Raw genomic sequence first — 26,502 nt, 5'->3', positions numbered from 1 at the left:
GTTTTAATTTTCCATTACGTCTTACATTTTAATAGTAACTCTTTTTGTAAGTAAACGAATTCCCCAGACAGTGAAAACAATTAATAACATTATTCCAGGTAAGGTTACCCCTAGTGGAAGAGAGGCTAACGATGAAAAACGATCAGACAAAGGTAAACCTAGTGAAATTCTAAGGAACAAGTCTTTTAACAGAATAATAATAAAAGCTATTAGAATAAATACCAAACCAGTTAACGTACCAAATCTATAGAAACTTGCACTAATGAACCAACCTAGTAAGTAAAAGATAAAGAGATGTAAACTAAAAACTCCCATCGCCAAAAGCCAATTGCTTCCAGGATCCACATATGGAGTTAAAATTACAGAGAGTACCAAATCCCCAATGATATTACCATCAACATCCAATACAGCCTCATTAATATCTATTACATGAAAATTCAAGTTTAATAAATTAGTTACAATAAAACGTTCTACTATAGATATAAAAAATGTAATAATTGGAATTGCAAGAGATAATCCAAAAGAAGCGAGGAGACCTCCTTTAAAATAATCCTTTCTAGTCACTCCATTTCCTACGTAATAGGGGAGGAAGTATATCGAAATGAGTCCGATGATGACCATATAAATGTTAGAAGCAATTAATACGGATGCATAATAACCATCCACTTCAGTTCCTTGTATAAGATCAATTACTATTTTAATAATGTTAATGATGAACATGACACCTAAAAATCCAAATGTCCATAACATTTGCATCCAAAACATGTCAGCCGTAACTTTAGGAAAGTTTTTCATCGACATTTTCCTCCTCTGTTAAATGAATAAACAAATCATGCAGGGATACTGGTCCTAAATCAAGACCTTGATCCATTGCCATTTTCCTCTCATGATTCGTTAGTTCACCATAAATCATGACAGATTTTGTATTACCTAATTGTTCTTCGTTAAGTTGTACTTTCGTCTGTACAAGCTCCTCAACTAATTCTTGATCCCCGGTAATCCTAACACCTTTGGAAGTAAGTGAATCATAATCCTCTTGCAATAAAAATTTCCCACTTTTTATTAAAATCACTTCATCAAATAAGTAATCCATTTCAGATACGAGGTGTGTAGATAAGATTATGATTCTTGGGTGACTTTCCTGATCTTTGAGTAATTCTTTGTAAAAGGTATCTCTTGCCGGAGCATCCATACCAAGATATACTTCATCAAATATCGTTAACGGAGTTCTGCTTGCTAGCCCAATGATGACATTTACAGTGGATTGCATACCTTTTGATAACTTGTTAATAGGTTTTTTCGTATCTAGTTTAAATCGTTGGATTAGATACTCCGCATATTCCATATCAAAATTAGGCCGATATCTTTGCACTCCTTGTAGCATTTTTATGATATTGTCTGATTCATCTTTATAATCTTTATCATACAGGAATGCAACTTGCTGCATGATTTTGGAATTTTCAAAAGGAACTTCTCCATTAATCGTAAGCAATCCTGATGTTGGTTCACGGAATGAAGCAATGATGGATAGGAGGGATGTTTTACCGGCGCCATTCCTACCAAGTAATCCATATATTTTCTTTTCGTTTAATTCAAATGTTATATCCTCTAATGCTTTATGATTTCCAAAATGTAAACTTAACTTATCCATTTTTATATTCATTCTGCATCACGTTCCTTTACATTTTTGATAAATTGAATGATTTCACTTTCAGTAATTTCTAATTTATCTGCTTCACGAACTAACTTAACCACATAATCTTCCATAAATGATTCTTTTCGTTTTTGAATAAGCATTTCTCTCGCTCCTTCTGCTACAAACATACCGATTCCTCTCTTTTTATAAAGAATGCCTTCATCAACTAATTGGTTTACCCCTTTTGACACGGTAACATGGTTAATTTTATAAAAATTGACTAGTTGATTTGTTGAGGGAGCTTGTTCCCCTTCTTTCAGTTGGTTGTTAAGAATTTGGTCTTCAATTTGTTCACGCACTTGTAAATAAATTGGCTTATCTTGATTAAACGTTTTTCTCATGTTTATCGCCCACTATTCTCTTGTTATTCAGATATATATGGTCATATAGTTATGTATATAACCATAATAGCAATTATTTCCTCAGTCAAGAATAATCTGGTTGACAATTTAATGGATAAGGGCTTATAATTACTCTGAATTAAGAATAATATAAAGGACTAAAGACATTATTTTTTTAGTCCATTATCTCAATTTCGTAATACATTAATTAAGTATATGGTTTTGAAGTAAGGGATTAACTTTCATTAAATGGTGTTAGTATTGGAGTGAATAAAAATGGTTAAAAAAACAAGTGGAATCCATCACATCTCAGCAATCGTAGGTCATCCTCAAGAAAATATTGATTTCTATGCAGGTGTTTTAGGATTACGTTTAGTCAAGCAAACGGTTAATTTTGATGATCCTGGTACCTATCATCTATATTTTGGAGATAGCGCTGGGAAGCCGGGGACAATCATTACATTCTTCCCGTGGGCCGATGCATATTCAGGTAGAATTGGAGATGGCCAAGTAGGGGTGACGTCTTATGTCGTACCTGTTGGAGCTTTAGAATTCTGGGAACAACGATTAGAAAAGTTTGAAATATCGTTTACTAGAACTAAACGGTTTAATGAGGAATATTTACAATTTGATGATCCACATGGGTTACATTTGGAAATCGTTGAACGAGAAGAAGGAGAAAGTAATTCATGGACATTTGGAGATGTAACACCGAAAGTTGCGATTAAGGGTTTTGGCGGCGCAACCCTATATTCTGCAAAACCAAATGAAACTAAAGAGTTATTAGAAAACGTGATGGGGCTTGAGTTCGTTGGGAAAGAGGGAGATTTCATGCGTTTTCGTTCTTCGGCGGATATTGGAAATGTCATTGATTTACGAATGACAACAACTGGAAAAGGCGTTATGGGAGTAGGAACAGTTCACCATATCGCATGGAGAGCGGAAGATGATAACGACCATATGGAATGGCAAGAATATATTCGAGCAAATGGATATAGGGTAACACCTGTTCGTGATCGAAATTATTTTAATGCAATTTACTTTAGAGAGCATGGAGAAATCTTATTTGAAATTGCAACTGATCCACCAGGGTTCGCAATTGATGAATCTAAAGAAACATTAGGAGAACAATTGATGTTACCGGAGCAATTTGAGCAATATCGTGAGCAATTGAAAAATAGTTTAATTCCAATTAAAGTAAGGGAAATAGAAAAATAACAGAGTTAAAAGTGTATGGAAATGGTATTCGCAGAGAGATGAAGAAAACCCCATTAATTGAATAAAACTTTATAAGCATATATATTGAATTTAGTATTTATGAAATGATAATATGTTAATTAAGGATAACTAGGGTGTATCTGATTATATAAATAGGATGGTGCTACAAGTGGGATTTTTAGATAAATTATTTGGAAAAAAAGAAAAGGAGATAGAAAATATGTCAAATACAAAATTAGCAGTAGTATTTTATTCAATGGGTGGAACAAACTATCAAATGGCAAAATGGGCTAAAGAGGGAGCAGAAGCAGCTGGTGCGGAAGTTCGCTTATTAAAAGTTCAAGAGTTAGCTCCAGATTCAGTAGTGGAAGCAAATGAAGGTTGGAAAGCTACAGTAGACGCTACAAAAGATGTTCCAGTAGCAACTTCAGAAGATTTAGAATGGGCAGATGCGATCATCTTCAGTGTACCAACACGATTTGGTAATATGGCTTCTCAAATGAAACAGTTCCTAGACCTTCAAGGTGGACTTTGGGCAACTGGTAAGACAGTAAATAAAGTGGTAAGTGCGATGACTTCGGCACAAAACCCACACGGTGGTCAAGAAGCAACATTATTATCTCTATACACTTCCATGATGCACTGGGGAGCGATTATCGCGACTCCTGGGTATACAGATCCGGTACTATTTGGAGCAGGTGGAAATCCATATGGAACGAGTGTAACAGTAGACCAAGATGGTAAAATGGTGGAAGATGTGGAAGCTGCAGTGAAACACCAAGCTACACGTACAGTAACGGTTGCAGAATGGGTTAAAAAAGGAAATCAATAATAAATAAAAGAAGGGTGTTAGCTAATGTAAACTGGTACCTGTAGATAAGACACTTTAAAAAAAGTGTTTAATCTATAGGTATTTTTTTATATACTTGAATTTCAAGATATGGGGAATAGGTGACAACATGAGTAAGATAACATTTTCAACTAAAGAGATAAAAACACTTCAAAAGAATCCAAATGTACAACGTGTTAGCGAGCGAGCTATTACATATACTGATGCATTTAAAAATAGATTTATGGATGAGTATTTAGCCGGAAAACTCCCGCGAAAGATTTTTACTGAGAACGGATTTGATGTCGATGTTATAGGAATGAAGCGAATTGAACAATCAGCCTATAGATGGAAAAAGGCTTATGAAAAGGATGGATTATTGGGGCTTACAGATACAAGAAAAACAAGTTCTGGCAGACCGTTAAAACGGGAACTTACTCCGTCCGAAATCATTGAAAGACAGGAAGCAAGGATTAATTTACTGGAGGGTCAAGTTGAACTATTAAAAAAGCTAGAAGTGACAGAAAGGAGGCTGCTAAACGCAAGCGAAAATCTAGACCCAAGTAAAGTATATCAGTTAATTTACGAGATTATTGAACAAAATCAATATAAGCGAATGACGAAGTATTTTTGTGACCTTTTGGAGGTCTCCCGTTCTGGATATTATAGCTATCTAAAGGCATCTACTTATAGAGAAGTAAGAGAGCGATTGGACTTAGAAGCGAAAGAAATYATTTTAAAGGCATTTAATCGACGGGGGTATAAGAAAGGATCACGTTCCATCAAAATGATATTGGAAAATGAATATAACATTGTCTTTAGTCGTAAAAAGATCCAAAGAATCATGAGGAAATATGGAATTGTCTGCCCTCATAGAAGACCAAATCCATACAAAAAAATCGCTAAAGCAACCAAGGAGCATCAGGTTGTTCCAAACAAGTTAAACAGAGAATTTAAGCAAGGTGTTCCAGGTAAAGTGTTATTAACTGACATTACTTATTTGCCATATAGTGGTAATTGTATGGCTTATTTGTCTACCGTAAAAGATGCTTCGTCAAATGAAATCCTAGCCTATCACGTTTCTGATCGAATTACTTTAGACATCGCAACTAAGACAATCCAYAAATTAGTCAACAACAAGAAAATTACCCTACATGAAGATGCCTATATCCACTCGGATCAAGGAAGTCACTATACGAGTCCACAATACCAAAAGTTATTAAAAGAATATGGTCTAGGCCAATCTATGTCTAGGAAAGGCAATTGTTGGGACAATGCCCCTCAAGAATCCTTCTTTGGTCATTTAAAAGATGAGGTAAACTATCAATCTTGTAAAACACTAAAAGAACTAAAATCTAAAATTAATCATTATATGGTTTATTATAACAATTATCGTTATCAATGGAATCTAAAAAAGATGACCCCTATTCAATATAGGAATCATCTTCTAATTGCTTAATCTCTTTTTTTATAGTGTCCTTGACATGGGTACCAGTTTAAATGAGCTAACACCCTTCTTTTATTTCAGGAATATCGGCATTTCCCGGGAAATATCGACAATTTAGGAGATTTTATTTCTGTGATACAATACATTTCTACAATTAGATGGTTAATTTTATCGTATCTATTTTCACCCCGCATCTAATAATGGCCATATTTCTTTTTTCTCCATAAAAAATAGGGGATAAGACTTAATAGAATAACTAATAATACAGCAATAATACCCATAAGAACAGTATCCGTCATGATTATTTCTACAATATCCCAAAAGGTCATCTCTTTAACGAATACTTGGTACGGGTTATCTGCGTTATACATGATTGATATGGTATCTGTATACCTGTTATAAGTGGGCCAAGTAACACCCTTAGCAATATATATGCTCTCATCTTGATTAGCTGGTTGATACATTAGCGAAATGTAATACTCATGGTCCCCATGTAAGGAGGAATTTAAATCAACATTTTTCTCTAATATTAGTGCATTAGCCTCTGCATGTTTGTCTCCGAAAAATCTTTCGTAGCCATTTTCCAAAGCATCTTTTAATTCAGTAAAGGAAAAGAAAAGTATAGTTGCAAGAATTCCCCCGAATATAACAAAGGTTATGACAAAATTTCCTATCTTTTCTAAGTGTAGTACTTCAGCTAGTTTCCCGAACCTTTCTCGAACAGATTTAATTTTCATGATCCAATATAGAATATAGCCAGCTGGATAAAGGCTAAAAATAGCTAATAACATGTAAAATATACGAACTTCATCTTCCAGATGGCTCTCTAAATAAAATTCTCCATTCACCTCAAAGCCAGCAATGGAATCACCAGTCTCTGCTCGCTCGAAAAACTCCTGGCTTACTCGTATCATAGAGGAATTGTACTTTGTCGGAACACGGCTTTCAGGGATTGCTTCTATTTGAATGGAAAACCCCGGTCCCTCTAGAAGATTAACAACTGCAACTTTCTGTATGACATTCACTTCAACGATGTTGTTTCTTGCTTCTTCCATGAAATCCTTATGTTCTAACCAGTTACCATAAATCGTAATTAATAAGAATATAAATGCGAGAAAGGCGAATACCCTTGGCCATGTGAACCAACTTTTGTTCTTCATATTTGTCTCCTTTAACTGTTAAACTTATCGGTAAGCATATTATTATTCTATTACACTTGTGGAAAGTAATCTAAAAAGCATTATAATAGCTATAATAATATGAATATTAGGAAGTGAAAATGATTGAGTCTTATCGATGCTTTCAGAAATAGAAGTAGGTAGAAAATTTTTAAGTAATATAAAGAGTTTTTTTGAAATTTAAGGGGGAAATGTGTTGAAGGGAATCTTTTCAATTATTATTTGTTTTTTATCTTTAATGGGTTGCAGCTCCCAACATGGGGAAACAATGGTTCTATTGGATGAGAAGGTTGCAGAGGTTAAGATATCCGAATCAAAAGGGATTGGTGATATGAACGAAAATATTTTATATTCATTCGTGGATGAAAAGGCCTTAGACATTTTTCAAACAGCTATTCGAACTGCAGTAAAACAGCCGGAAGAGAAAGTTGCTTCTGAACCTGAGTATGACGTGATGGTTGAATATGATGCATCGAGCGGTGGATTCCCTACTCATGGTTTGCATTTATGGTTAGGGGAGGAAGATGAAGTAAGTACGTTCGTTTACATAGCTGATGATGTTGTCTATCATACTTCCCCTAAAATGACGAATAAATTAAGAACGTTATTAATTTTAGGTGGTGAATAGGATTAAGTGCCCATTGGTAGATGCAAACGTTGTCATTAGGTTTTTGACTAATGATGATGATATTCAATCACCGTTAGCATATAAAGTCTTTGAGAAAGCCACACAACAAGAATATACGTTGGTTCTATCGCCAATGATAATTGCGGAATAGGTATTACAAATGAAACGCTACGGATATACAAAGGTAAAAATAGCAAAGTTTAAGTTATAATGATGGATATGGAGTAATGATATGGAAACGTCATGACATAAGTATCTGTTATGATGTTTTTTATTTGTGAGAACCCTAAAAAATGATAGGAAGTGATCTAACATGATGTCTACTTTTCTAGTCATTCATATATTAACTGGTATTCTTTGTTTAATTACTGGGATATTTGCTATGCTCGCTAAAAAAGGAAGAGGAAAACATACGAGATTCGGAAAAGTTTACCACTTATCCTACCTCGGTGTTTTTGTAACAGCTATTCTAATGTCAATCATAAACTGGGAAGAGAGCCAGTATCTTTTTTATATTGCTTTATTTTCTTATAGTTTAGCTTTACTGGGTTTCTTGTCTGTTAAAAAGAAGAATTCAAAAAAGTGGTTATCGCTACATTTAAGCGGAATGCTAGGTTCTTATATTGGAATAGTAACAGCAACTTTAGTAGTCAATATACATAAGGTTCCCTACTTAAATCAATTCCCTGTTCTTTTATTCTGGTTTTTACCTACTATAATTGGAACTCCCTTTATATTTATGATAGGCAAGAAGTATAGGTCGAAGTTTTCAAAAATATCCAACTAAGTGAAACGTTTCTTCATGTAATACCGTAAGAATGGTAACAAGTTTTATCCTGTAACAAAGGGGGATCTTTCAGTGGAATTATTTTTAGAATTGATATTCTTTCTAGCAATCGGATATTATATTTATCAATTTGCTCAAGTTTTATTTCGCTTAGGTCATCACGTTCTATTTCCGATATCGGAAGAGGATTTAAGGGGGATTCGAAAACATCCAGATAAGCCAATCTATCGACCGACATTTTCTGGACAAAGAACGGGAGTCATCATTTATTCTTGTATGCTACTATTTATTGTTGCGATGTTTTTTCTGTTATATTTCTTTAGGGAAGAAGATAGTATGAGTTGGTTTTTTAATGTCATGTTATTACTTCCTTTGACATATTCCGACGATGGTGTTAATTTGTTTGCAATCGTGGATGACGGTATATTATCAGGAAATCGGTTTATTGCTTGGGATAAAATAAAAGATGTTCAATTTATTCCGATTGATATGAACCATAGATTTTATGGATTTAATAAGGGAGCGAATAGCGGGTATGAATTAAAGGTGAAGGCTAAGTTTCGATCAACTAGTTGTGTAGTCATGTCAGATGAAATGAAAGAGAAGTTAACTGATATTATTACTGGGAAAATTAATGTTCCAGTAAAAGTAGAGAAAGAAGTGACAGCCAAGTGAAAAGGGAGAGATTCTTGTACTTTAGAATCTCTCCCTTTGTGTTAATAATGTTCTGATATTAATCGAAGTTATCTTTTGTTTTCCATAGTTGTTCAATAATGATGACTAATCCTGTTCCAACAATTAAACCATTACTCATAATGTTCTGCACAATGGATGGTAAATCGGAAAATACTTCTGTTGGTAAGAACATGATTCCCATTCCAATTAAATATGCTACCCCAAGTATGGTTACTATTCTGGAGTCTAATTTTTCTAATGATACATTTTTAACGGCTAATCCAACTAGCTGAACAAAGGAGGCCATCAATGCCGCATTTGCGATAGGACCTGGTATGGTAGAAATAAAAGAAATCACCGGTGGGAAAAATGCGATAAAAATAATTAGAATGGTTGCGTAGATAAATGGCAATTTCCGTTTTTGTCCTGTTAGAGCGATAAATCCAGTAGAAGTAGCTAATGGGACATTGGCAATTGCGGCAAACCCACCTGCAAGTCCTTGGCTGACACCTGAAAACATCGTACCTTTATTTATTTCTGCATTTTTGTCCTTTGGTTTACGATCAAGTACCTGATTTGCTGCAACAATTGAAGCAACAGCATTCGAAAGAACTATGATAGCGATAAAGAATGCGATAGGAATTAGGCTTAAATCAAATGATGGAGGACCAAACGCAAATAATTCCGGCATAGAAAATAACTCTACATTTCCTTCGTGAGTTTGGGTTCCGACAAAGATTACATAGCAAATCCAACCAATGACAATTCCTATAAATACCGCATAATTACTCAACCATCCCTTAGCGAAGGTAGATAATCCAAGAATCATAAAGAAAGTAATAAATGCTAGGATTGCTTCGATTAGTTGAATTGTATTTGAATTTCCTTGTAGACCAAGCATCCCTTTTAGAAATGTCCCACTTAATTGAACCGTTAAAAGTAAGAAAAAGGTTCCTGTAACTAGCGGTGTAAAAATAGGTAATATTTTTTGTGCAATCTTGAAAAAACCGAGTAAAAACAAAAATAACCCGGCTAATAACATGATTGTTTCCAAGGAACGTAATGTATCATGAAGTGATGTCCCATTTTGAAGCCCAGTTACAGCCATTACAGTGAAGACACTAACCCAAATTCCAGCTGGACCCTCCGCAATTGGCAGCTTGTGACCAAATAAAGCTTGAAGCAAAGAAGCTGTACCAATAACAAAAAAGGAGCGTTGCATCAATCCAGAAACTTCAGTGAAATTCATATGATAAATAGCACCGATAACGATAGGCAATGCTACAGAACTTGCAAGTAGGAAAACAAACCATTGAATCGTCTCCATGGTTGTGCCTGTAAAGGTAGATTTATTCAATTCAAATCCCTCCGAATCCTGTGAAAAAATATAATATAACTATTATTCTATCACTTTTTTAACTTTGAATGATAAAAATAAATTGGGACAAACGTTTGATTCACGTTGAAACAATTTTAAAAACATCCTTTATTCTTCATTATTCGGCATGAATTCTACATGAAATGAGGAAAGCATTGTTTCCATTTTGGGGAATTTAGTAGTATGATGAATTAGTAATGGAAAATTATATACAAAATGGATTTAGGTGGTCTAATAAAGACTTAAAAGCGAAGTTGGTGCAAATCCAACGCGGTCCCGCCACTGTAAATGGGAGCGACTTACAATAAACCACTGTACTTACTGTATGGGAAGGTGTAGGAAGCATTGATCATGAGCCAGGATACCTGCCTAATTCTATCGCACTTAAACCTACGAGGATGGGAGGGATGTGGTGGCTGGAATATACTATCTAGAGCACCTTGCATCTTTACGTTCATTTGTAGAGATGTTTTTTGTCTTTTATAAAAAGATTTTTCTAGGAGGATTAGTAAAGAATGAAAAAATTAATATCGCTTTTATTTCTGATGTTTTTCGCAATAGGAATTATTGCTGGTTGTGGTAGTGAAGAGCCAGATAATGCGAACACGGATAACAATGCTGAAGATACAGAACAAGTGGAACAAACAGAAGATGCATCGTTCCCTGTGACTATTACGGATGGAACAGACCAAGAGGTAACGATTGAGAAAGAACCAGAAAGAATCGTTTCTCTAATTCCTAGTAACACAGAAATTGCTTTTGCTTTAGGTTTAGGTGATAAAGTAGTTGGAGTATCTGACAATGATAATTATCCTAATGAAGTTGCGGATATTGAAAAAATTGGTGGTATGGAATTTAATATTGAAAAAATTATCTCTTTAGAGCCTGATTTAGTATTGGCACATGCTTCTAGTATGGGAAGTGCTGAAGAGGGGCTTCAACAACTGAGAGATTCTGGTATCCCGGTTCTTGTAGTAAATGATGCGACCAATTTTGACCAAGTATATGATTCCATTCAAATGATTGGAAAAGTAACCAATACTCAAGAAGAAGCGGAAACAATCATAACCGATATGAAGAATGAAATCGATGATATTCAAGAGAAAGTTAAGGAAGTAACGGAAAAGAAATCTGTAATTTTTGAAATACAATCTGCTCCAGAAATTTATGTGGCTGGAAAAAATACATTTATGGATGAATTGTTATTTATCGTCAATGCAGAAAATGCAGTAGAAGAAGAAGGCTGGCCACAATTGGATGAGGAAGCATTGATTTCATACAATCCTGATATTATCATCACGACTGACTATACGGAAAATATAGTCGAACAAATAAAGGAAAGAAATGGTTGGGAAGAGGTTACCGCGGTTAAAGAAGACCAAGTATTTGATATCGATTCCGACCTTGTAAGTCGTCCAGGTCCAAGACTAGTTGAAGGAGCTAAAGAAATTGCGAAAGCAGTCTACCCTGAAATATTTAGCGAAGAATAAGCTAATAGCTTACGTCATAGCTACTATATTTACGATTCTTTCGTTATTATTGGGCATATCTATCGGTACGGTTTCTGTTCCAATATTAGATATCATTCAAATTATTGGTGCAGAAATCTTCCGTTATTCCATTGATCACATTGATCCAATGTATCATAGTATTGTATTAAATATTCGATTGCCAAGAGTGATCTTGGCAGGACTTGTTGGGGCAGCACTGGCCATTGCTGGTGCTGCCTTTCAAGGCCTACTTAGAAACCCATTAGCTGACCCTTATACGCTAGGAGTTTCTTCCGGTGCTTCTGTAGGTGCAGTTGTCACTATCTTTTTTGGTATTTCCCTTCCGTATATTGGAGCATTCACCTTACCGTTTTTAAGTGTTGTTTTTGCTTTTATTACTATTTTTCTTGTTTTAACATTTGCGCGAAAAATTGATCGTTCCATGAGGGTGGAAACCATTATTTTAACAGGTGTTATTTTTAGTTCCTTTTTAGGTGCTTTTATTTCACTTATGATATCACTCACCGGTAATGAACTAAAACAAATTATCGGTTGGCTCCTAGGTAGCGTCTCGATGAGGGGTTGGGATTATATTAAAATTGTCTTGCCATTTTTCATAGTAGGATCCATGTTATTAATGGCGAATGGTAGAGAATTAAATGCCATGTCTTTCGGTGAAGATCGGGCACAGTATTTAGGTGTAGACGTAAAAAAAAGAAAACTAGTAATCTTAACAGCTGGGTCGATTTTAACGGGTGCAGCAGTTGCTGTGTCGGGGACAATTGGCTTTGTAGGATTGGTCATTCCACATTTAACTCGAACCTTATGGGGGCCTGATCATAATCATTTGCTTCCATTATCCATGTTAACAGGAAGTGGTTTTTTAATATTAGCGGATTTAATTGCAAGGACCATCATTTCTCCGACAGAATTACCAATAGGGGTCATCACCGCATTAATTGGTGCACCAGCATTCGGTGTTATTTTAATTAAACGACGACAAAGCTAGAAAGAAGGGTTAACATGCTTGAAGTAAAACAATTATCTGGTGGATATTCAGGATATTCGGTGTTAAAGGATATATCTTTTCATGTTGCTAAAGGGGAACTTTTTGGCATATTAGGACCGAATGGGAGTGGAAAAACAACTTTACTTAAAATGATTAGTGGATTACTACCTTTTAAAGAAGGTAGTATTTTTATAAAAGAAAAGAAACTATCTCAATATACGCAGAAGGAATTGGCTAAAGTTGTTGCTGTTCTTCCCCAGCATTCAGAGCATGCCTTCTCTTATACAGTTAAAGAAACAGTTTCACTGGGGCGGTATGCACACCAAAGTGGTTTCCTTCAAACATGGACAGAGGAAGATGAGAAAGTTGTTCAAAAGGTAATGAAGCAAACAGGGGTAGAAGTTTTACAAAATAAAAATCTCAGAGAACTTTCAGGTGGTGAACGTCAGAGGGTAAATCTTGCTCAAGCTCTTGCGCAAGAACCAGAGATCTTATTATTAGATGAACCGACCAACCATTTGGACCTTTCTTATCAAAAAGAGTTATTAGACATTTTGAAAACATGGACAAGAGATGGAACGCTTACGGTTATTTCCATTTTCCATGATTTAAATTTAGCTGGACTTTATTGTGATCGTCTTTTGCTGCTCAAAAAAGGGATGATTAATATTCAACATAAGACGAATGAAGTGTTGAAAGAAGACCGGATTCAAGAAGTGTATCAAACAGATATTAAAAAATTTGCCCATCCAAAAGTTCCAGTTCCACAAATCACCTTACTTCCTAAATGGGAAAAGGAAGAACAATTAGAGGCAGTGAAGATTACCGCTGACATTTTACAACATGACAAACAACATATTGTACTTAAGTCACCAATTCCCTTAAAAACTATGTCATCTGGTGTGGTTGGTGCGGGATTAGGGTGGCATCAAACATTTGTTAATCGTCATGTGGACAGAGGTTATAGTTGTAGTAATCACCAAGAAGAGATGATGAATTATTTATGTGAAAGAGGTTTTGACCCACTTGAAACAGTTGGGATGATGACTGCCGTTGTTTTGGATGATGTGTCTTATAAATGGATGGAGGAAGATACGTTATCTGTCTTTGTTGTTGTCACAGCAGGAGTCGGTAATGCGGTAGATGCTACACAAAGTGAAAACCATTCATCAGCGTTTATTCCTGGAACGATTAATACATGGATTTTTATTAATGGTAAAATAACGGAAGAAGCCTTTATTCAAGGGATGGTAACGGCAACAGAGGCGAAAGTTAGGGCGCTTGAAGATCAAAAAGTAATTGATTCCGTAACGGGAACTTATGCAACCGGAACGTCCACAGATAGTATCTCAATAGCCGCAACTCAACGAGGGGAGAAGCATGATTTTGCCGGTAGCATTACCCCATTAGGTAAGTTAATTAGTAAAGCCGTTTATATGTGTACAAGAGAATCTATTCAAAAAAGTCAAAAGAGGAAATAAAAATGATAATGTATCATTTAATAGCCATTACATTAGCGATTCTTATCGATTCTATTATAGGAGATCCACCATCATGGCCACATCCTGTTAAATGGATTGGAAGAGGGATTACCGGATTAGCAAAGAAATGGAATCGGGGAAAGGCACGAAAAGAAAAAGGAATTATCATGGTTTTTATTATTATAACAGTGATTTTCTTCATCACATTTCTACTTGTTTGGAGCTTTTACCACATTCATGTTATTGCTGGTATTTTGCTAGAAGGTATCCTTATTGCAACAACAATTGCACGAAAAGGATTGAGAGATGCAGCTTTAGAAGTCTATGTCCCCCTTAAAATGGGCGATTTCAAAGAAGCAAAATTAAAGTTATCGTACATTGTTGGGAGGGACACCGAAATTATGGGAGAGGAAGAAATAGTGAGAGGGACGGTGGAGACGGTGGCGGAAAACACAAGTGATGGTGTGACTGCTCCATTGTTTTGGGGATTAATAGGTGGTGCACCATTAGCTCTAGTTTACCGTGGTATCAATACATGTGATTCCATGGTAGGCTATAAAAATGATAAATACGGGGAGTTCGGCTGGGCGTCAGCAAAGTTAGATGATGTAGTAAATTGGATACCAAGTCGTTTGACTGGTTTGCTTATATTAGTTGCTCACCAACCAGCACATACGAAAGCAGCAAAAGCATGGCAAATACTATTCCGTGATGCACCAAAACACCCAAGTCCAAACAGTGGCTGGCTTGAGGCATCTGTGGCTGCTCTATTGGGCGTGCAACTCGGTGGCATCAATTATTATAAAGGTGTCATCTCGAATAGAGCGAAAATGGGAGATGCAATTGTTCCTTTAAATAAAAATCATATTTTAGAAACGAATAAAATATTAACTCGAACGACTATTGTTTTTTTACTTGTTTTATGGATTGGAGGGGGCGCAATTGAAGTTGCCACAACATGGTTCTAATCCCCAATACTTATATAAAGAAATGGGAATGGAAAAGCCTGATCAAATCATTGATTTAAGTGCCAATATTAATCCGTTAGGTCCACCTGAATGTATTAAAGAAAACTGGATTAACTTTTTTCAGAAAGTTAATGATTACCCAGACCCTTACACACTATCATTAAAAACGGTTATTTCGGAAAAAAATCAGGTAAGTATGGATTCGATTTTAATAGGAAATGGTGGAGCAGAATTGATTTCGTTAGTGGGTAGATTATTATCGGGGAAAAATGTACTTATTATCGAACCAGGATTTTCTGAATATGAAAAGGCTTGTCAGGCGAATGATTGTCAAATTTATTACCACTACTTAAAAGAGCCTCATTGGGAATTACATATCAATGAAATAAAGGAAAGGCTAAAGAAAATAGATGCTGTGTTCTTATGCAATCCATCGAACCCAACTGGTGTTTTTTATCGCTATGACATCATTGTTCAATTGTTGGAAGAATGTAAAAAGGCGAATACGTTACTTATAGTCGATGAAGCGTTTTATGATTTTGTGGAGGGATATACTTCCATTGCTGCACTAATTTATGACTATAAAAATCTAGTCATTCTTCGCTCGATGACAAAAATGTTTGCCATTCCAGGTCTGAGATTAGGATATGTGATTGCTCACCAATCCATTGTGGAGAAAATAGCTATTTATCAACCCCACTGGAGTGTAAATGCATTAGCAATGGCAGCTGGGGAGCTGTGCTTACAAGATGAATCTTTTGTGTATAATACGATTCAGTATATAAAGAAAGAACGAACAAAGCTATTTGCTTTTTTTGAAAAGGAAGGTTTTACGTTTTCTCCTTCTAAGGTTAACTTTTATTTATTAAAAGAACCGCAGAAGGATAATACAGAAGTGTTGTTTACTTTTCTTTTGAAGCATGGCATTGTACCTAGACATACATTCAATTTTCCAGGATTAGATGGAAAATGGTTACGATTTGCGATTAAAAGTGCAAAGGAAAATAATCAACTTATGGAGGTGTTAAAAGAATGGAGACAACTTCCATAACGTTTATTACTGGTGGTGTCCGAAGCGGCAAAAGCAGTTTTGCGGAAAGGATAGCCATTCAAAAGGCAGAGGAAATAGGCGGAACCTTACATTATATAGCTACCGGGAAAGCAACAGATTCTGAAATGAGATTAAGAATTAAAAGACATCAGGAAGATCGAAATAAATGGGCTCATTCATGGAAAACATGGGAAAAGGAAACGAATATTTCAAGCTTAGCCCCTGAATTTAATAACAAAGATATCATTTTATTAGACTGCTTGACGACAATGTTATCAAATGAATTATTTGCTCATGAGGCTGATTGGGAGGAGCAGATTAAGGATAAAGAAAAGGTTTTCTGGAGGATTTGGCACGGGATAAAGGAAATAGCAGATCATAGCAATCAGGTGGTCCTAGTAAGTAATGAAGTGTTAAATGAGCCTATTCTTCCCAATCCATTATTAAGGACCTATAGTGAATTACTCGGGAAATTACATCAAAAAATAGTTCATTACGCAGAAAAGGCTTATCTAGTAGAATCAGGAGTGCCTTTAATGATGAAAGGGGGAGACTAATGAAAGGAATCATGATACAAGGAACCGCTTCTGATGTTGGAAAAAGCCTTATTACTACTGCCCTTTGTCGTTTATTTGTGCAAGAAGGCTTGAAAGTTACCCCATTTAAGTCACAAAACATGTCTAACTATTCTTATAGTTTAAAAGATGGAAAAGAGATAGGACTTGCGCAAGGTGTTCAAGCAGAGGCGGCAAAGACAGATGCCTCTATTTGGATGAATCCCATTTTATTAAAACCTAATTCTGATACCCGATCAGAAATCGTATTACTCGGAGAAACAGTAGAAACACTTTCGGGAAAAGATTACCGAAATCAATTTTACGAAAAGGGATTAGAGGCGATTCAAACTTCTTTAACACATTTACAAAAGGAGTTTGATGTGGTCATGATTGAAGGAGCAGGTAGTCCTGTAGAAATAAACTTAAATGATCGGGAATTAGTCAATATGAAGATTGCTCAACTAGCGGATGTCCCTGTTCTTTTAGTTACTGACATTGAGCGTGGAGGAGTTTTTGCCAATATTGTTGGAACATTAGAGTTGCTTTCTCCTGATGATAGGAAGCGGATACAAGGGGTTATTATTAATAAATTCCGTGGAGACATTTCTCTTTTTGAAGATGGTGTACGTTGGTTGGAAGAGAGGACGGGAGTTCCCGTTCTTGGTGTTGTACCGTACATCAAAGACCACGGTATTCCTGTGGAAGACTCTTTATCTACTTCGTCCCAAATTGTGAACCAAACGGAACAAATAAATTTTGATTATCTAGCATCCGAAATAAAGAGGCATCTTCAATGGGAAAAAGTCAAGGACATTTTGAACGGATGGGACAAACGATGAGGAATTTTATAACAGGGTTTCTCATAACAATCCAATTTTTAACGGCTTTACCAATTAAGAAGTCTTTACCGATGGGGAAAGATTATATTGAAAAAAGTATTCAGTCCTTCCCATTGTTAGGATTATTACAAGGAACCTTTTACAGTATTCTTCTATATATTCTTTTAGAATGGACTCCTTTTTCAACACTAGCCATCGCCTTTATTATTTGGCTTGCTACGATATTAATTACTGGGGGAATTCATTTAGACGGTTGGATGGACATGAGTGATGCGTATTTCTCTTATCAAGATAAAGAAAAAAGATTAGAGATTATGAAAGATCCAAGAGCCGGCGCTTTTGGCGTCATGTCGTTATTAGTTTTATTAAGCAGTCGATTTTTATTTATTTATGAAGTGATCCAATTTCCAACGATAGTCACGTTCCTCGTTATCGTTCTTATTCCTTTTTTAAGTAAAGTAGTGATGGGAATGGTGTTACTTCATATTCCAGCAGCGAAGAAGGAAGGTTTGGCTTCTTTTTTCCAGAACGCAGCAAAGAAAACTACATTATATATTTATCCTGTGTACCTCATTATCATAGTTGCACTTATAAGTATGATTGATTTTCACTTTATCTTCCTAGCGCTTTTATTTGTCTTAATTGCGTTGGTGTGTTACCTTCTTATTCGGCGAAAATCTGTTAAACATTTTGGCGGGATAACAGGTGATATTCTCGGTGCTTCAGGAGAAGGGACTGAAAACATATTATGGATGACGTTGTGGCTATTACATTATTTCGCCATGGTATAACAGAAGAAAATAAGCGAAAAACATATTTAGGTTGGACTGATTCAGCCCTAACCGAAGAAGCCAAAATTAGTCTAGCTTCCACTAAACTTCAGGCAGGCGATTATGATTTATTTATTTCAAGTGATCTTAACCGTTGTGTAACTACCATGAATCTGTTATTTCCCATTATCGGGCCTACAAAATTAGCCAAATTAAGAGAAATGAATTTTGGTATATTTGAGGGGAAAACATATGAGGATTTAAAGAACGATATGAATTACCAGCGTTGGATTGATCAACCATTTAAAGAAGTAATCCCTGGTGGTGAGTCATTTCAACAGTTTGCATATAGAGTGGATAAAGGATGGAATCAGATTGTGGAATTGATACTCAGATACCATGCCAAAAATGTATTTATTGTTTCACATGGCGGGGTCATTCGCTATTTACTAAGTCGTTTGACTGAAGAAGAAAAGGACTTTTGGGAATGGAAAATAGATCATGGAACTGGATATGTTTTGGAATTTCATAAAACAGATTTAAGGAGGGGAGAGCCGTGCATTTTGTTACAGGAGGTGCCTTTAACGGAAAAAGGGCTTGGGTAAAAGATAACTATGACGGTGCCGAATGGTTATCTTCCTACAATGGAGACACGTTACCTGAGACTTTGGAAGCCTTGTCCAGTGAATATATTGTGCTCGAAGGGGTTGAACTTTTGACAGAAGAATGGTCAGAGAGAATGGACATTGACGAAGCACAAGTTCATTTAAGAAAGCGGCTAGATCAATGGTTGGCATGGGAAAATGCAAATGCCAACAGAAGCGTTATTATAATTGGAACAGATATCATGAAGGGAATTGTTCCGATGCACAAAGAAGAAAGAGATTGGCGGGATTTGACCGGTTGGTTTTATCAAGATTTAGTGAAAAAAAGCAAACGAGTGGATGTTATTTGGTATGGAATAAATCAAACTATTAAAAAGGGGGAGTGAGGAAAGTGAATATAAGAAAAATGAGTTTCATTGCTTTATTTATTGCTTTATCGGTCATCGGAGCGGCTATTAAAATCCCCGCTATAATTGGAAGTGTTGCTTTAGATGTTTTTCCCGCCTTACTTGCCGGAGCGTTTTTTGGCGCGGTACCAGGCGCAATAGTCGGTGGATTTGGTCATATGGTATCCGCACTTATTGGTGGAATGCCCTTGGGGCCACTTCACTTTATCGTGGCAATTAGTATGGCCTTGCTTGTTTATATATTCGCTATATTGTTTCGACATGGGAAAAGGGCGTTGGCATTTATCGTATTCGTTATTGGTAATACATTGATTGCACCCTTACCTTTTATGTTTATTCTTGATGTAGCATTCTACATTGCATTAGTCCCTTCTTTATTTGTCGGATCCTTATTTAATGTCATTATCGCTTGGTTGATGATTCCGCGTTTAGTAGCTGTCTTTCAAGGAGCTTACCAAAAAGGGGAAGCGAAGGGATGAGGGATGCGCTACTTATACCGTTTAATGAACAAGAAGAATTAGTCATTACGACTGATAATAGTGGTGCAATTGGATTAAAAGAAGAGGATGCTGTTCAAGTTCCATACGAAATCGTAAGCTATTATTCTTTTCGAGTTGCTGTAGTTGAAACCTTAGCCTCAGGTGCAATGCCGGTCTCTGTCGTCCTGCAAAACTTTTGTGGGAATGGGGCATGGGAGAATTTAATCACAGGAATTCGGAGAGGATTAGCTGAACTTGGAATGGGAAATGTTGCAATAACGGGAAGTACGGAGAGTAACTTTTCTTTAAGTCAATCTGCAATTGGAGTTACCATTATTGGTAAGAGGCCTGCCTTGAATCAAGTGAAAATAAAGACCTCTGATTCCTATCGTGTAGCTTTAATTGGTTTACCATTAGTTGGTGAAAAAGTTATAGCGCAAGAAGATGATGTTGTCCCTCTTTCTGTAGTAAGGGATATTTGCAAGATGAGAGATGTTCAAGTTTGGCCCGTTGGTTCAAAAGGAATATTGCATGAATTGAAAAGAATGGTGCCTTCCTTTGATGGTGGTAAGATGAAAGATAACATAAAGCTAGATTTAGAGAAATCAGGAGGACCATCCACATCTATTCTAGTGAAATATCCTCTGGAGAAAGAATCCGAGTTACTACAACTAACAGGTAAGAAATTACAACGTCTTTGGGAGGGGTAAGCTTGAAGTTATTTGTTGTAAGACATGGTGAAACAGAATGGAATGTACAAAAAAGATTGCAAGGACATCTAGATTCTCCATTAACAGCCAATGGAATCCATCATGCAAAACTATTGGCTAAGAAACTAGAATCTATTAGTTTAGATTCCATTATTTCTAGTCCAAGTGAAAGGGCTATGCATACCGCTAGAATAGTAAGTGGAAATCGGACGATAGCGATTGAAACGGATAAGCGGCTAAAAGAAATAAATCTAGGAAGTTGGCAAGGGAAAACATTTGAAGAGATTAAGGCAATGGACCCTTTTACATATGAGAATTATGTAAAACAGCCCCATTTATATAAAAGAGAGGAAGAGGGAGCGGAAACTCTATCGGATGTAATTAATAGATTGCATGCGTTTTTGAGAGATGTGGAAAGTACGTACCATTTGGGAAATCATCTTATTGTTACGCATGGCGTTGTAGTAAAAGCACTACAGCTCATTTGTAAAAACAATTCCATCGAACAAATTTGGGAACCACCTGATATTGATGGGACAAGTCTGACCATTGTTGAAATTATAGATGGAAAAAGGAAGATGTTGGTAGAGGGGGATATTTCGCATAAGGAATAACGGAAATAAATAGGCCGTTTTTATCACGTCTTAACTGGCTGTAAGACCCCCACTTCAAGAGTTCGGGCTAACCAAGAAATCTAAGTGGGGGACAACAGCCAGTAGCGCCCTGATAAGTTCAACTAACAATTAGTGGGGGATGCAAGAAAACCCCCACTGATTGAGTTTTACTTTATAATTATATAAATCTATCTTTTGTTTTACATAGGAATATTGGTAACAAAATTGTTTTCGGAGTGGGAGATTGCTGTCCTTTTTTCTCTTTTTTGGAGGAGAAAGGAGGTGATCGCAATGGATATTCTAATGGAACTACTACTAACTTTGATAAAAGCGGTGTTAAATCAAAGTATCGCTTTGTTATTTTCAAAGAAACGTGGTAAAAAGTCCAAAAAGAAGACCACCCGAAAATGCTCGACCAAAAGCAAGGGTGGTTCTTCTCATAAACACTAAACGATAAGAGCAACTCTCGCTTCGAGCGATGAAGTTACCGTAAGGCAGGCGATGTGTATCCAGCACATCGTCTTTTTATTCTACTCTTATTATAGCACAATTATGTATGTAATAAAACGTTTTAACATGGAATACAGAAGCACGCTAATAATTTGATAGTCCGATTTGCGATGCGAATTCAAATAATGGATGGGGATGGGGAATAACTGAAGACCAAATCATGACACGATTCGGTCTTCCGATTGATATGTTATTTTGTATGTTTTTCATCTTAATAGAACTAGTATAATTTTGACATGGCTGTTTCTTCTTTAATTATCTGTTCTTTGCCTCGAAACAAGAAATCGATTAATTGCTGCAATTAATATAACAGTTACTATAACAATAATCATAGTGGTTAGTAAAATGAATACTGAATTTAACATGGCATTGGTTTCTATTCCATTTCTATCGAAAACAGATGCCACTAGATAACTTACGACAAATGCATACAATGCTATGCTTAAAGTAGTAAGCACTCTATTGATCATGGATCCACCGCTCAAATTTTCCTACTCAAATCTAACTAAATTTATATAAATCTACTCACTATACAAATCTAGATAAATTGTACACCTGAGGAAATGTTTTTCCCCGAGTCAAGGTCATATTTCAGTGTAAACCTTGTCGGCAGTGATAAATGCTTTTTCCGTGCAAATGAGCACTTCATACCTTCAAATGAGAAGTACAATTATCCAAAGTATAGATAGTACAAACGTATTTGATATACTCCTATCTAGCCTGAGCTTGGCAATTATAATTTGTTTTTAATAATAGATACTTTTTGTCCATATCTGTATTCACCTTTGAAGGTGAAGGTTATTAGTTTGTCCTTGTATTTTTGAATATCTAACAAAAAGTTAACTTTCTTTGCTATGTTTACCGAAGAATTGTTATCACGCATCAACCTAGTACCGCAAGAAACACATTTAAATATTCGAATATTAGGTTCCTTTTTCTTTAAATGTCCACAAACACAACATTCCTTTGTTGTATGATGTTCATTTGCTTTGATGTAATATTTTCTTAGTTTTGAAGCAACCCATTTGAGAACTAATCTAAACTCACCAATTTTTTCTTGATTCAACATGCTACGTTTTGTATTCTTAAACCTAGCCGTTCCATTAGTTGGCGTGTAATCCCCAATAATAACAAGGTCGTAATGTCGGTACAGTTCATGAGCGATGGTAAATAGTGCTGTCTTTATTTGTTCTCGACGGCAATGATACGCCTTATCAAGCGCACGATTAAACCTGTTCCAACGCGGACTGTGAACCACATACTTATTTCCATGCTTGGTTTCACGTTTCCGATATTTCTTTTGACACCTATCTCGAAAGGATTTTAATTTATCAATCTTCTTGTCCCAGTATTTGATTTCTTGAAGTTTATCAAATTCAATAGAATCACCTATATCGTCTACACCAACAAAGAAGTTTTTGTGATTCGGGTCTAGTGAAATCCATTTCACTTCTTCGGGGATCTCTACTTTTTTCTCTTTTAATACTGGCTTTGTAGGAAGAGGAATCTGCATATTTTCGTCTAAGGTCTTGTTTTCTTTTTTTATTTTATTACATATTTTTCGGTAATCACTCATTTTTTGTTTATGCTCTAACTCTTCTACAGAACATTTTTCAATAGAAAAAACAGCGTAGAACACTCCTTGTTGTTTACAAATAGTGAGTGTTTTCAAAAGTTCCCCTTCTATTAATTGAAGAGGTTCTTTTAACTTTCCAATTACAGCAGGATTCCTTCTACCTTTCTTAACAGGCATATCAGGGATATTTCCTAAAGAAATTAGAAGACTATTTCCGTCATTTTGAAGTCCCCACCCTTTATTTGGCTCATCAAATACAAGGCTGAACCATTTCTTCTTCCAACTACGGAATTTTGGATAACCGCGTCCACTTTTGAAAAAACCTTCATAAGCTCTTTTTAACCGTGCAGAGGGTTCTTTCAAAACAGAAGAAAATACAGAATTTAAAAATGGATATTCCTTTTTCAAAGAAACTCCATAGTTTCTAAGATTCCGCCCTTTTAATAACTCTAGAGTATTATTGTTTTCTAAATAATCTTTTCGGCAAGCATCTAAAAGTTGATTATAAAGCCAATTACAAATTTTACTTTGTCCATCTAAAATAATTTCTTCCTTTTTTGTAAAATCCACTTTTAATTTCTTGTTATATATTAGACTCACATTTTCACCTCCTCGCTTAAATTATACCAAACAAATGTTCGTGTATTCAACTGAAATCTTTCTATATTTTAAAAAATAAATCTACTCAAATGGAGTGATTTGAGTAGATTTAAGTAATCTTAATCAAATTGTTATATAACCCCCTTACATTTTCTTTTTATTTAACAAAAGATGATAATTGTAGTAACAAATACAAATAAGATATAGCCCTGCAAGAAAGAAAAAGGATACTGTATTCATATAACCAAACATGACTAATGCTAGTAGAACTAATGGAAAGATGGTAGCCATAAGATCAAATGCCTTGGATTTTGAGTTTTCATGTATTTGGATGATACGTTCATCTTTTTCCTCAATTTGTTGTTCTCTTGACTTGTTTTTTTCATACCCGATTGCAGAACTGGCCACAAGAAATATTAGAACTCCAAGAAATCCAACTGCAATGGGAACTAAATCCATTCTAATAAATGCTACTTTGAGAAATTCCATTCCAATGAAGCCGAGGGCTACACCTAATAGTAGAAGTAGGACTCCAACCACTTCTAAAGATCGTAGTAATCTTATTTTAACTCTCACTATTCTCCTCCTCATAAATGAAAATATCTTCAATACGCATATCAAAGTATCTTGCAATCTTAAATGCCAAAATGATAGATGGGTTATATCTTCCGTTTTCAAGCGACCCAATGGTTTGCCTTGTTACCTCTAACGCATTGGCTAATTCTTCTTGATTAATACCGTGTTTTTTTCGTATCTCTTCTAATTTGTTTTTCATTAAATGTTTCTCCTTTATGGAAAGTGAACTTAACATATATTATATAATATGCATCCTTTAATGTAAAGTTTACTTTCCTTTTTAAATGAATATGTAAAAAGGAAAGGTAGTGATATACTTTATTTAAGAAGAACCACAAAAGAGGTGGGATTGATGTTCAAAATAATGTTAATTGAGGATGACAAAACATTATTCAATGAGATAAAGGATCGACTATCGCAGTGGTCTTATGATGTATATGGAATTCGTGATTTCAAAAAAGTGATGGAAGAATTTACAGAAATTATGCCAGACTTAGTTGTGATTGATATTCAACTGCCGAAGTTCGATGGGTTCCATTGGTGCCGATTGATCCGTTCACATTCCAATGTACCGATTGTTTTTCTGTCCTCTCGTGATCACCCAATGGATATGGTTATGTCTATGCAGCTAGGAGCTGATGATTTTATTCAAAAGCCATTTCACTTTGAGGTGCTAATAGCGAAAATTCATGCGATATTAAGACGGGTATATGATTATAGCACGGAACAACAAACAAATATTCTAGTGTGGAATAGTGCGACAATCGACTTTTTAAAAAACACCGTTAGCAATAAGACAGGTGAAGTGGAACTGACGAAAAATGAAATGTTTATATTAAAGATTTTAGTTGAAAGTAAAAATCAAATTGTTAGCCGTGAGGAAATGATGAGAAGCCTCTGGGACGATGAACGTTTTGTAAGTGATAATACGTTAACAGTTAATGTTAATCGGTTAAGAAAAAGTCTTGTAAAGCTGGATTTAGGAAAGTGGATTGAAACAAAAGTTGGACAAGGTTATGTGGCGAAGGAAGAAATTCATGATTAGGGAATACATACGTGAGAGGCAAAGTTGGATCTATTTATTCTTCATTTTACAAGCTTTATTATTATTTGTTGCATATCTTGATGCTTCCATTAACTTTCAATCTATTTTATATGTTGTTTTTCTATCTGTAATTATTTTTACTCTTTTTATGATTATTCGATATCAAAAGGAGTCGGCATACTATAGAACATTAAAGAGCTGGTATCCGAGCGATGATCTTGGTTACCTAAAAGAAGCTGACAAACCGTTTGAAAAGATTTCTGAGAGGACAATCAGAGGCCAAGCAGAGTATTATAAAAAGGAATTAAACGATAACATAAGACAGGTGGAACAGGAAAAAGATGACTTACTTTCATGGATTCATGAAGTAAAAACGCCACTTACTGCTATGCAATTAATGATTGAGCGGCTTGAAAATGATCAGCTAAAATCTCAACTTCAGTACGAATGGTTGAGAATCCATTTACTTCTTGACCAACAATTACATCAGAGGCGTATGCCATCTATGGAAAATGATCTTTATATTGAAAGAGTAGCTATTAAGCCTCTCGTCTATAGGGAAATCAAGGATTTGCGAACATGGTGTATGCAAAAGGGAATCGGATTTGATGTAAATTTAGAAATAACAGATGTTTTAACCGATGTAAAATGGTTTAGCTTTATCATCCGCCAGCTGCTAACAAACGCGGTAAAGTATAGTGAAAACTCAGATATAGTCATAAGTAGTGTTGATAATGATGGTGAGATCCAATTGATCATACAGGATGCTGGTAGAGGAATACCTAAAAAAGATTTACCTCGTATTTTTGATAAAGGTTTTACATCAACGAAGAATCACGAAGACTATAAAGCGACAGGGATGGGACTTTATTTAACAAAGAAAGCAGCGGATACGTTAAAAATTAAAATGGATGTACAGTCAAAGGTTGGCAAGGGTACGGTCTTTACATTAACATTTGCTAAAAAGAATACTTTTCTAGGCATAGAAGAAAGTATAAACTTTCTCCTCCTGCATAAGTGCAATTAAGGCATTCCCCC

Annotated in this window: 30 protein-coding genes and 1 riboswitch; of the genes, 21 read left to right on the top strand and 9 right to left on the bottom strand. The window is 35.6% G+C overall.

Features of this window, described 5'->3' with window-relative positions; translation table 11 throughout:
- Positions 1-21: 21 nt before the first annotated feature.
- Genes A9178_RS16685 through A9178_RS16675 form a run of 3 tightly spaced genes read right to left on the bottom strand, consistent with a single transcriptional unit; the run spans position 22 to position 2,037 of the window.
- Positions 22-795 (bottom strand): hypothetical protein, encoded by a 774-nt coding sequence (locus A9178_RS16685; protein WP_068677308.1) that lies wholly within the window; start codon positions 793-795, stop codon positions 22-24.
- Entirely contained in the window at positions 779-1,663 is an 885-nt protein-coding gene (locus A9178_RS16680) for an ATP-binding cassette domain-containing protein (protein WP_068677306.1), read from the bottom strand. Before A9178_RS16680 ends, A9178_RS16685 begins: the two co-directional genes overlap by 17 nt.
- The gene (locus tag A9178_RS16675; RefSeq protein WP_068677304.1) at positions 1,660-2,037 is read right to left on the bottom strand and encodes a GntR family transcriptional regulator; all 378 of its coding nucleotides are present in this window, start codon (positions 2,035-2,037) and stop codon (positions 1,660-1,662) included. The genes A9178_RS16680 and A9178_RS16675 overlap by 4 nt, the downstream gene beginning before the upstream one ends.
- 276 nt (positions 2,038-2,313) lie before the next feature.
- Here A9178_RS16675 and A9178_RS16670 point away from each other — a divergent pair, with 276 nt between their 5' ends.
- From A9178_RS16670 to A9178_RS16660, 3 genes are all read left to right on the top strand, one after another.
- Complete coding sequence (locus A9178_RS16670; RefSeq protein ID WP_068677302.1) at positions 2,314-3,255, top strand: ring-cleaving dioxygenase; 942 nt, start codon at positions 2,314-2,316, stop codon at positions 3,253-3,255.
- Between the two features lie 220 nt (positions 3,256-3,475).
- Positions 3,476-4,087 carry an NAD(P)H:quinone oxidoreductase gene (gene wrbA, locus A9178_RS16665; RefSeq protein ID WP_068677379.1) on the top strand — a complete coding sequence of 204 codons (612 nt, stop codon included), beginning with the start codon at positions 3,476-3,478 and terminating at the stop codon, positions 4,085-4,087.
- Between the two features lie 127 nt (positions 4,088-4,214).
- Complete coding sequence (locus A9178_RS16660) at positions 4,215-5,543, top strand: IS3 family transposase (RefSeq protein ID WP_068672527.1); 1,329 nt, start codon at positions 4,215-4,217, stop codon at positions 5,541-5,543.
- Between the two features lie 182 nt (positions 5,544-5,725).
- Here the strand turns inward: A9178_RS16660 and A9178_RS16655 are convergent, their stop codons facing one another.
- Positions 5,726-6,691: a hypothetical protein gene (locus A9178_RS16655; protein ID WP_068677300.1), complete on the bottom strand. Its 966-nt coding sequence runs from the start codon at positions 6,689-6,691 to the stop codon at positions 5,726-5,728.
- A 214-nt stretch (positions 6,692-6,905) separates the two neighbouring features.
- On the opposite strand from A9178_RS16655, the gene A9178_RS16650 reads away from it, so the two are divergent.
- The 3 genes from A9178_RS16650 to A9178_RS16640 all read left to right on the top strand — a co-directional run bounded on the left by A9178_RS16650 (position 6,906) and on the right by A9178_RS16640 (position 8,799).
- Entirely contained in the window at positions 6,906-7,337 is a 432-nt protein-coding gene (locus A9178_RS16650) for a YhfM domain-containing protein (RefSeq protein ID WP_068677298.1), read from the top strand.
- A 313-nt stretch (positions 7,338-7,650) separates the two neighbouring features.
- On the top strand, positions 7,651-8,124 hold the full coding sequence (locus A9178_RS16645) for a DUF2306 domain-containing protein (RefSeq protein WP_068677296.1): 474 nt from the start codon (positions 7,651-7,653) through the stop codon (positions 8,122-8,124).
- 72 nt (positions 8,125-8,196) lie between these two features.
- Positions 8,197-8,799, top strand: coding sequence for a hypothetical protein (locus A9178_RS16640; RefSeq protein ID WP_068677294.1), 603 nt, complete (start codon positions 8,197-8,199; stop codon positions 8,797-8,799).
- A gap of 58 nt (positions 8,800-8,857) precedes the next feature.
- On the opposite strand, the gene A9178_RS16635 is transcribed toward A9178_RS16640, so the two are convergent.
- Positions 8,858-10,156 (bottom strand): purine/pyrimidine permease, encoded by a 1,299-nt coding sequence (locus A9178_RS16635; protein ID WP_068677292.1) that lies wholly within the window; start codon positions 10,154-10,156, stop codon positions 8,858-8,860.
- 228 nt (positions 10,157-10,384) lie between these two features.
- A riboswitch (cobalamin riboswitch) is annotated at positions 10,385-10,564 on the top strand.
- 128 nt (positions 10,565-10,692) lie between these two features.
- Between A9178_RS16635 and A9178_RS16630 the strand changes: the two genes are divergently transcribed.
- The 13 genes from A9178_RS16630 to A9178_RS16570 are packed head-to-tail and all read left to right on the top strand — an operon-like array spanning position 10,693 to position 21,157.
- Positions 10,693-11,667: an ABC transporter substrate-binding protein gene (locus A9178_RS16630; protein WP_068677289.1), complete on the top strand. Its 975-nt coding sequence runs from the start codon at positions 10,693-10,695 to the stop codon at positions 11,665-11,667.
- Positions 11,627-12,676 carry a FecCD family ABC transporter permease gene (locus A9178_RS16625; RefSeq protein ID WP_068677287.1) on the top strand — a complete coding sequence of 350 codons (1,050 nt, stop codon included), beginning with the start codon at positions 11,627-11,629 and terminating at the stop codon, positions 12,674-12,676. Before A9178_RS16630 ends, A9178_RS16625 begins: the two co-directional genes overlap by 41 nt.
- A 14-nt stretch (positions 12,677-12,690) precedes the next feature.
- Entirely contained in the window at positions 12,691-14,157 is a 1,467-nt protein-coding gene (locus A9178_RS16620; protein WP_068677285.1) for an adenosylcobinamide amidohydrolase, read from the top strand.
- Between the two features lie 2 nt (positions 14,158-14,159).
- Positions 14,160-15,125, top strand: a complete 966-nt coding sequence (gene cbiB / locus A9178_RS16615; RefSeq protein ID WP_068677283.1) for an adenosylcobinamide-phosphate synthase CbiB — start codon at positions 14,160-14,162, stop codon at positions 15,123-15,125.
- On the top strand, positions 15,100-16,176 hold the full coding sequence (gene cobD, locus A9178_RS16610; protein ID WP_082918247.1) for a threonine-phosphate decarboxylase CobD: 1,077 nt from the start codon (positions 15,100-15,102) through the stop codon (positions 16,174-16,176). Before cbiB ends, cobD begins: the two co-directional genes overlap by 26 nt.
- Entirely contained in the window at positions 16,158-16,733 is a 576-nt protein-coding gene (locus tag A9178_RS16605) for a bifunctional adenosylcobinamide kinase/adenosylcobinamide-phosphate guanylyltransferase (protein ID WP_068677281.1), read from the top strand. The genes cobD and A9178_RS16605 overlap by 19 nt, the downstream gene beginning before the upstream one ends.
- Positions 16,733-17,572 (top strand): cobyric acid synthase, encoded by an 840-nt coding sequence (locus A9178_RS16600; RefSeq protein ID WP_082918246.1) that lies wholly within the window; start codon positions 16,733-16,735, stop codon positions 17,570-17,572. The genes A9178_RS16605 and A9178_RS16600 overlap by 1 nt, the downstream gene beginning before the upstream one ends.
- A complete protein-coding gene (gene cobS / locus A9178_RS16595) occupies positions 17,569-18,363 on the top strand; it encodes an adenosylcobinamide-GDP ribazoletransferase (RefSeq protein ID WP_068677375.1) in 795 nt (264 codons plus the stop codon). The genes A9178_RS16600 and cobS overlap by 4 nt, the downstream gene beginning before the upstream one ends.
- A complete protein-coding gene (locus A9178_RS16590; protein WP_231889876.1) occupies positions 18,333-18,947 on the top strand; it encodes a histidine phosphatase family protein in 615 nt (204 codons plus the stop codon). Before cobS ends, A9178_RS16590 begins: the two co-directional genes overlap by 31 nt.
- A complete protein-coding gene (locus tag A9178_RS16585) occupies positions 18,899-19,333 on the top strand; it encodes a bifunctional adenosylcobinamide kinase/adenosylcobinamide-phosphate guanylyltransferase (RefSeq protein ID WP_068677277.1) in 435 nt (144 codons plus the stop codon). Before A9178_RS16590 ends, A9178_RS16585 begins: the two co-directional genes overlap by 49 nt.
- Before the next feature lie 5 nt (positions 19,334-19,338).
- The gene (locus A9178_RS16580) at positions 19,339-19,833 is read left to right on the top strand and encodes an ECF transporter S component (RefSeq protein ID WP_231889875.1); all 495 of its coding nucleotides are present in this window, start codon (positions 19,339-19,341) and stop codon (positions 19,831-19,833) included.
- Positions 19,830-20,543 (top strand): hypothetical protein, encoded by a 714-nt coding sequence (locus A9178_RS16575; RefSeq protein WP_068677275.1) that lies wholly within the window; start codon positions 19,830-19,832, stop codon positions 20,541-20,543. Before A9178_RS16580 ends, A9178_RS16575 begins: the two co-directional genes overlap by 4 nt.
- Before the next feature lie 2 nt (positions 20,544-20,545).
- Complete coding sequence (locus tag A9178_RS16570) at positions 20,546-21,157, top strand: histidine phosphatase family protein (protein WP_068677273.1); 612 nt, start codon at positions 20,546-20,548, stop codon at positions 21,155-21,157.
- A 761-nt stretch (positions 21,158-21,918) separates the two neighbouring features.
- Here A9178_RS16570 and A9178_RS16565 read toward each other — a convergent pair.
- From A9178_RS16565 to A9178_RS16550, 4 genes are all read right to left on the bottom strand, one after another.
- The gene (locus tag A9178_RS16565) at positions 21,919-22,137 is read right to left on the bottom strand and encodes a hypothetical protein (protein WP_068677271.1); all 219 of its coding nucleotides are present in this window, start codon (positions 22,135-22,137) and stop codon (positions 21,919-21,921) included.
- 263 nt (positions 22,138-22,400) lie between these two features.
- Complete coding sequence (locus A9178_RS16560; RefSeq protein ID WP_156520793.1) at positions 22,401-23,813, bottom strand: RNA-guided endonuclease InsQ/TnpB family protein; 1,413 nt, start codon at positions 23,811-23,813, stop codon at positions 22,401-22,403.
- A 174-nt stretch (positions 23,814-23,987) separates the two neighbouring features.
- Positions 23,988-24,419 (bottom strand): DUF2178 domain-containing protein, encoded by a 432-nt coding sequence (locus A9178_RS16555; protein WP_068677266.1) that lies wholly within the window; start codon positions 24,417-24,419, stop codon positions 23,988-23,990.
- A complete protein-coding gene (locus A9178_RS16550; protein WP_068677264.1) occupies positions 24,409-24,618 on the bottom strand; it encodes a helix-turn-helix transcriptional regulator in 210 nt (69 codons plus the stop codon). Before A9178_RS16550 ends, A9178_RS16555 begins: the two co-directional genes overlap by 11 nt.
- Positions 24,619-24,771: 153 nt before the next feature.
- Here A9178_RS16550 and A9178_RS16545 point away from each other — a divergent pair, with 153 nt between their 5' ends.
- Together A9178_RS16545 and A9178_RS16540 are read left to right on the top strand one after the other, a co-directional pair.
- On the top strand, positions 24,772-25,464 hold the full coding sequence (locus A9178_RS16545) for a response regulator transcription factor (RefSeq protein WP_068677262.1): 693 nt from the start codon (positions 24,772-24,774) through the stop codon (positions 25,462-25,464).
- Positions 25,457-26,491, top strand: a complete 1,035-nt coding sequence (locus A9178_RS16540; RefSeq protein WP_068677260.1) for a sensor histidine kinase — start codon at positions 25,457-25,459, stop codon at positions 26,489-26,491. Before A9178_RS16545 ends, A9178_RS16540 begins: the two co-directional genes overlap by 8 nt.
- Positions 26,492-26,502: the final 11 nt, after the last annotated feature.

Source organism: Oceanobacillus sp. Castelsardo (genome assembly GCF_001659985.1).
Taxonomy (GTDB): Bacteria; Bacillota; Bacilli; order Bacillales; family Amphibacillaceae; genus Oceanobacillus.
Note: the sequence above shows the minus strand (reverse complement) of the source record. Positions and strands in the feature narration are given on the sequence as shown.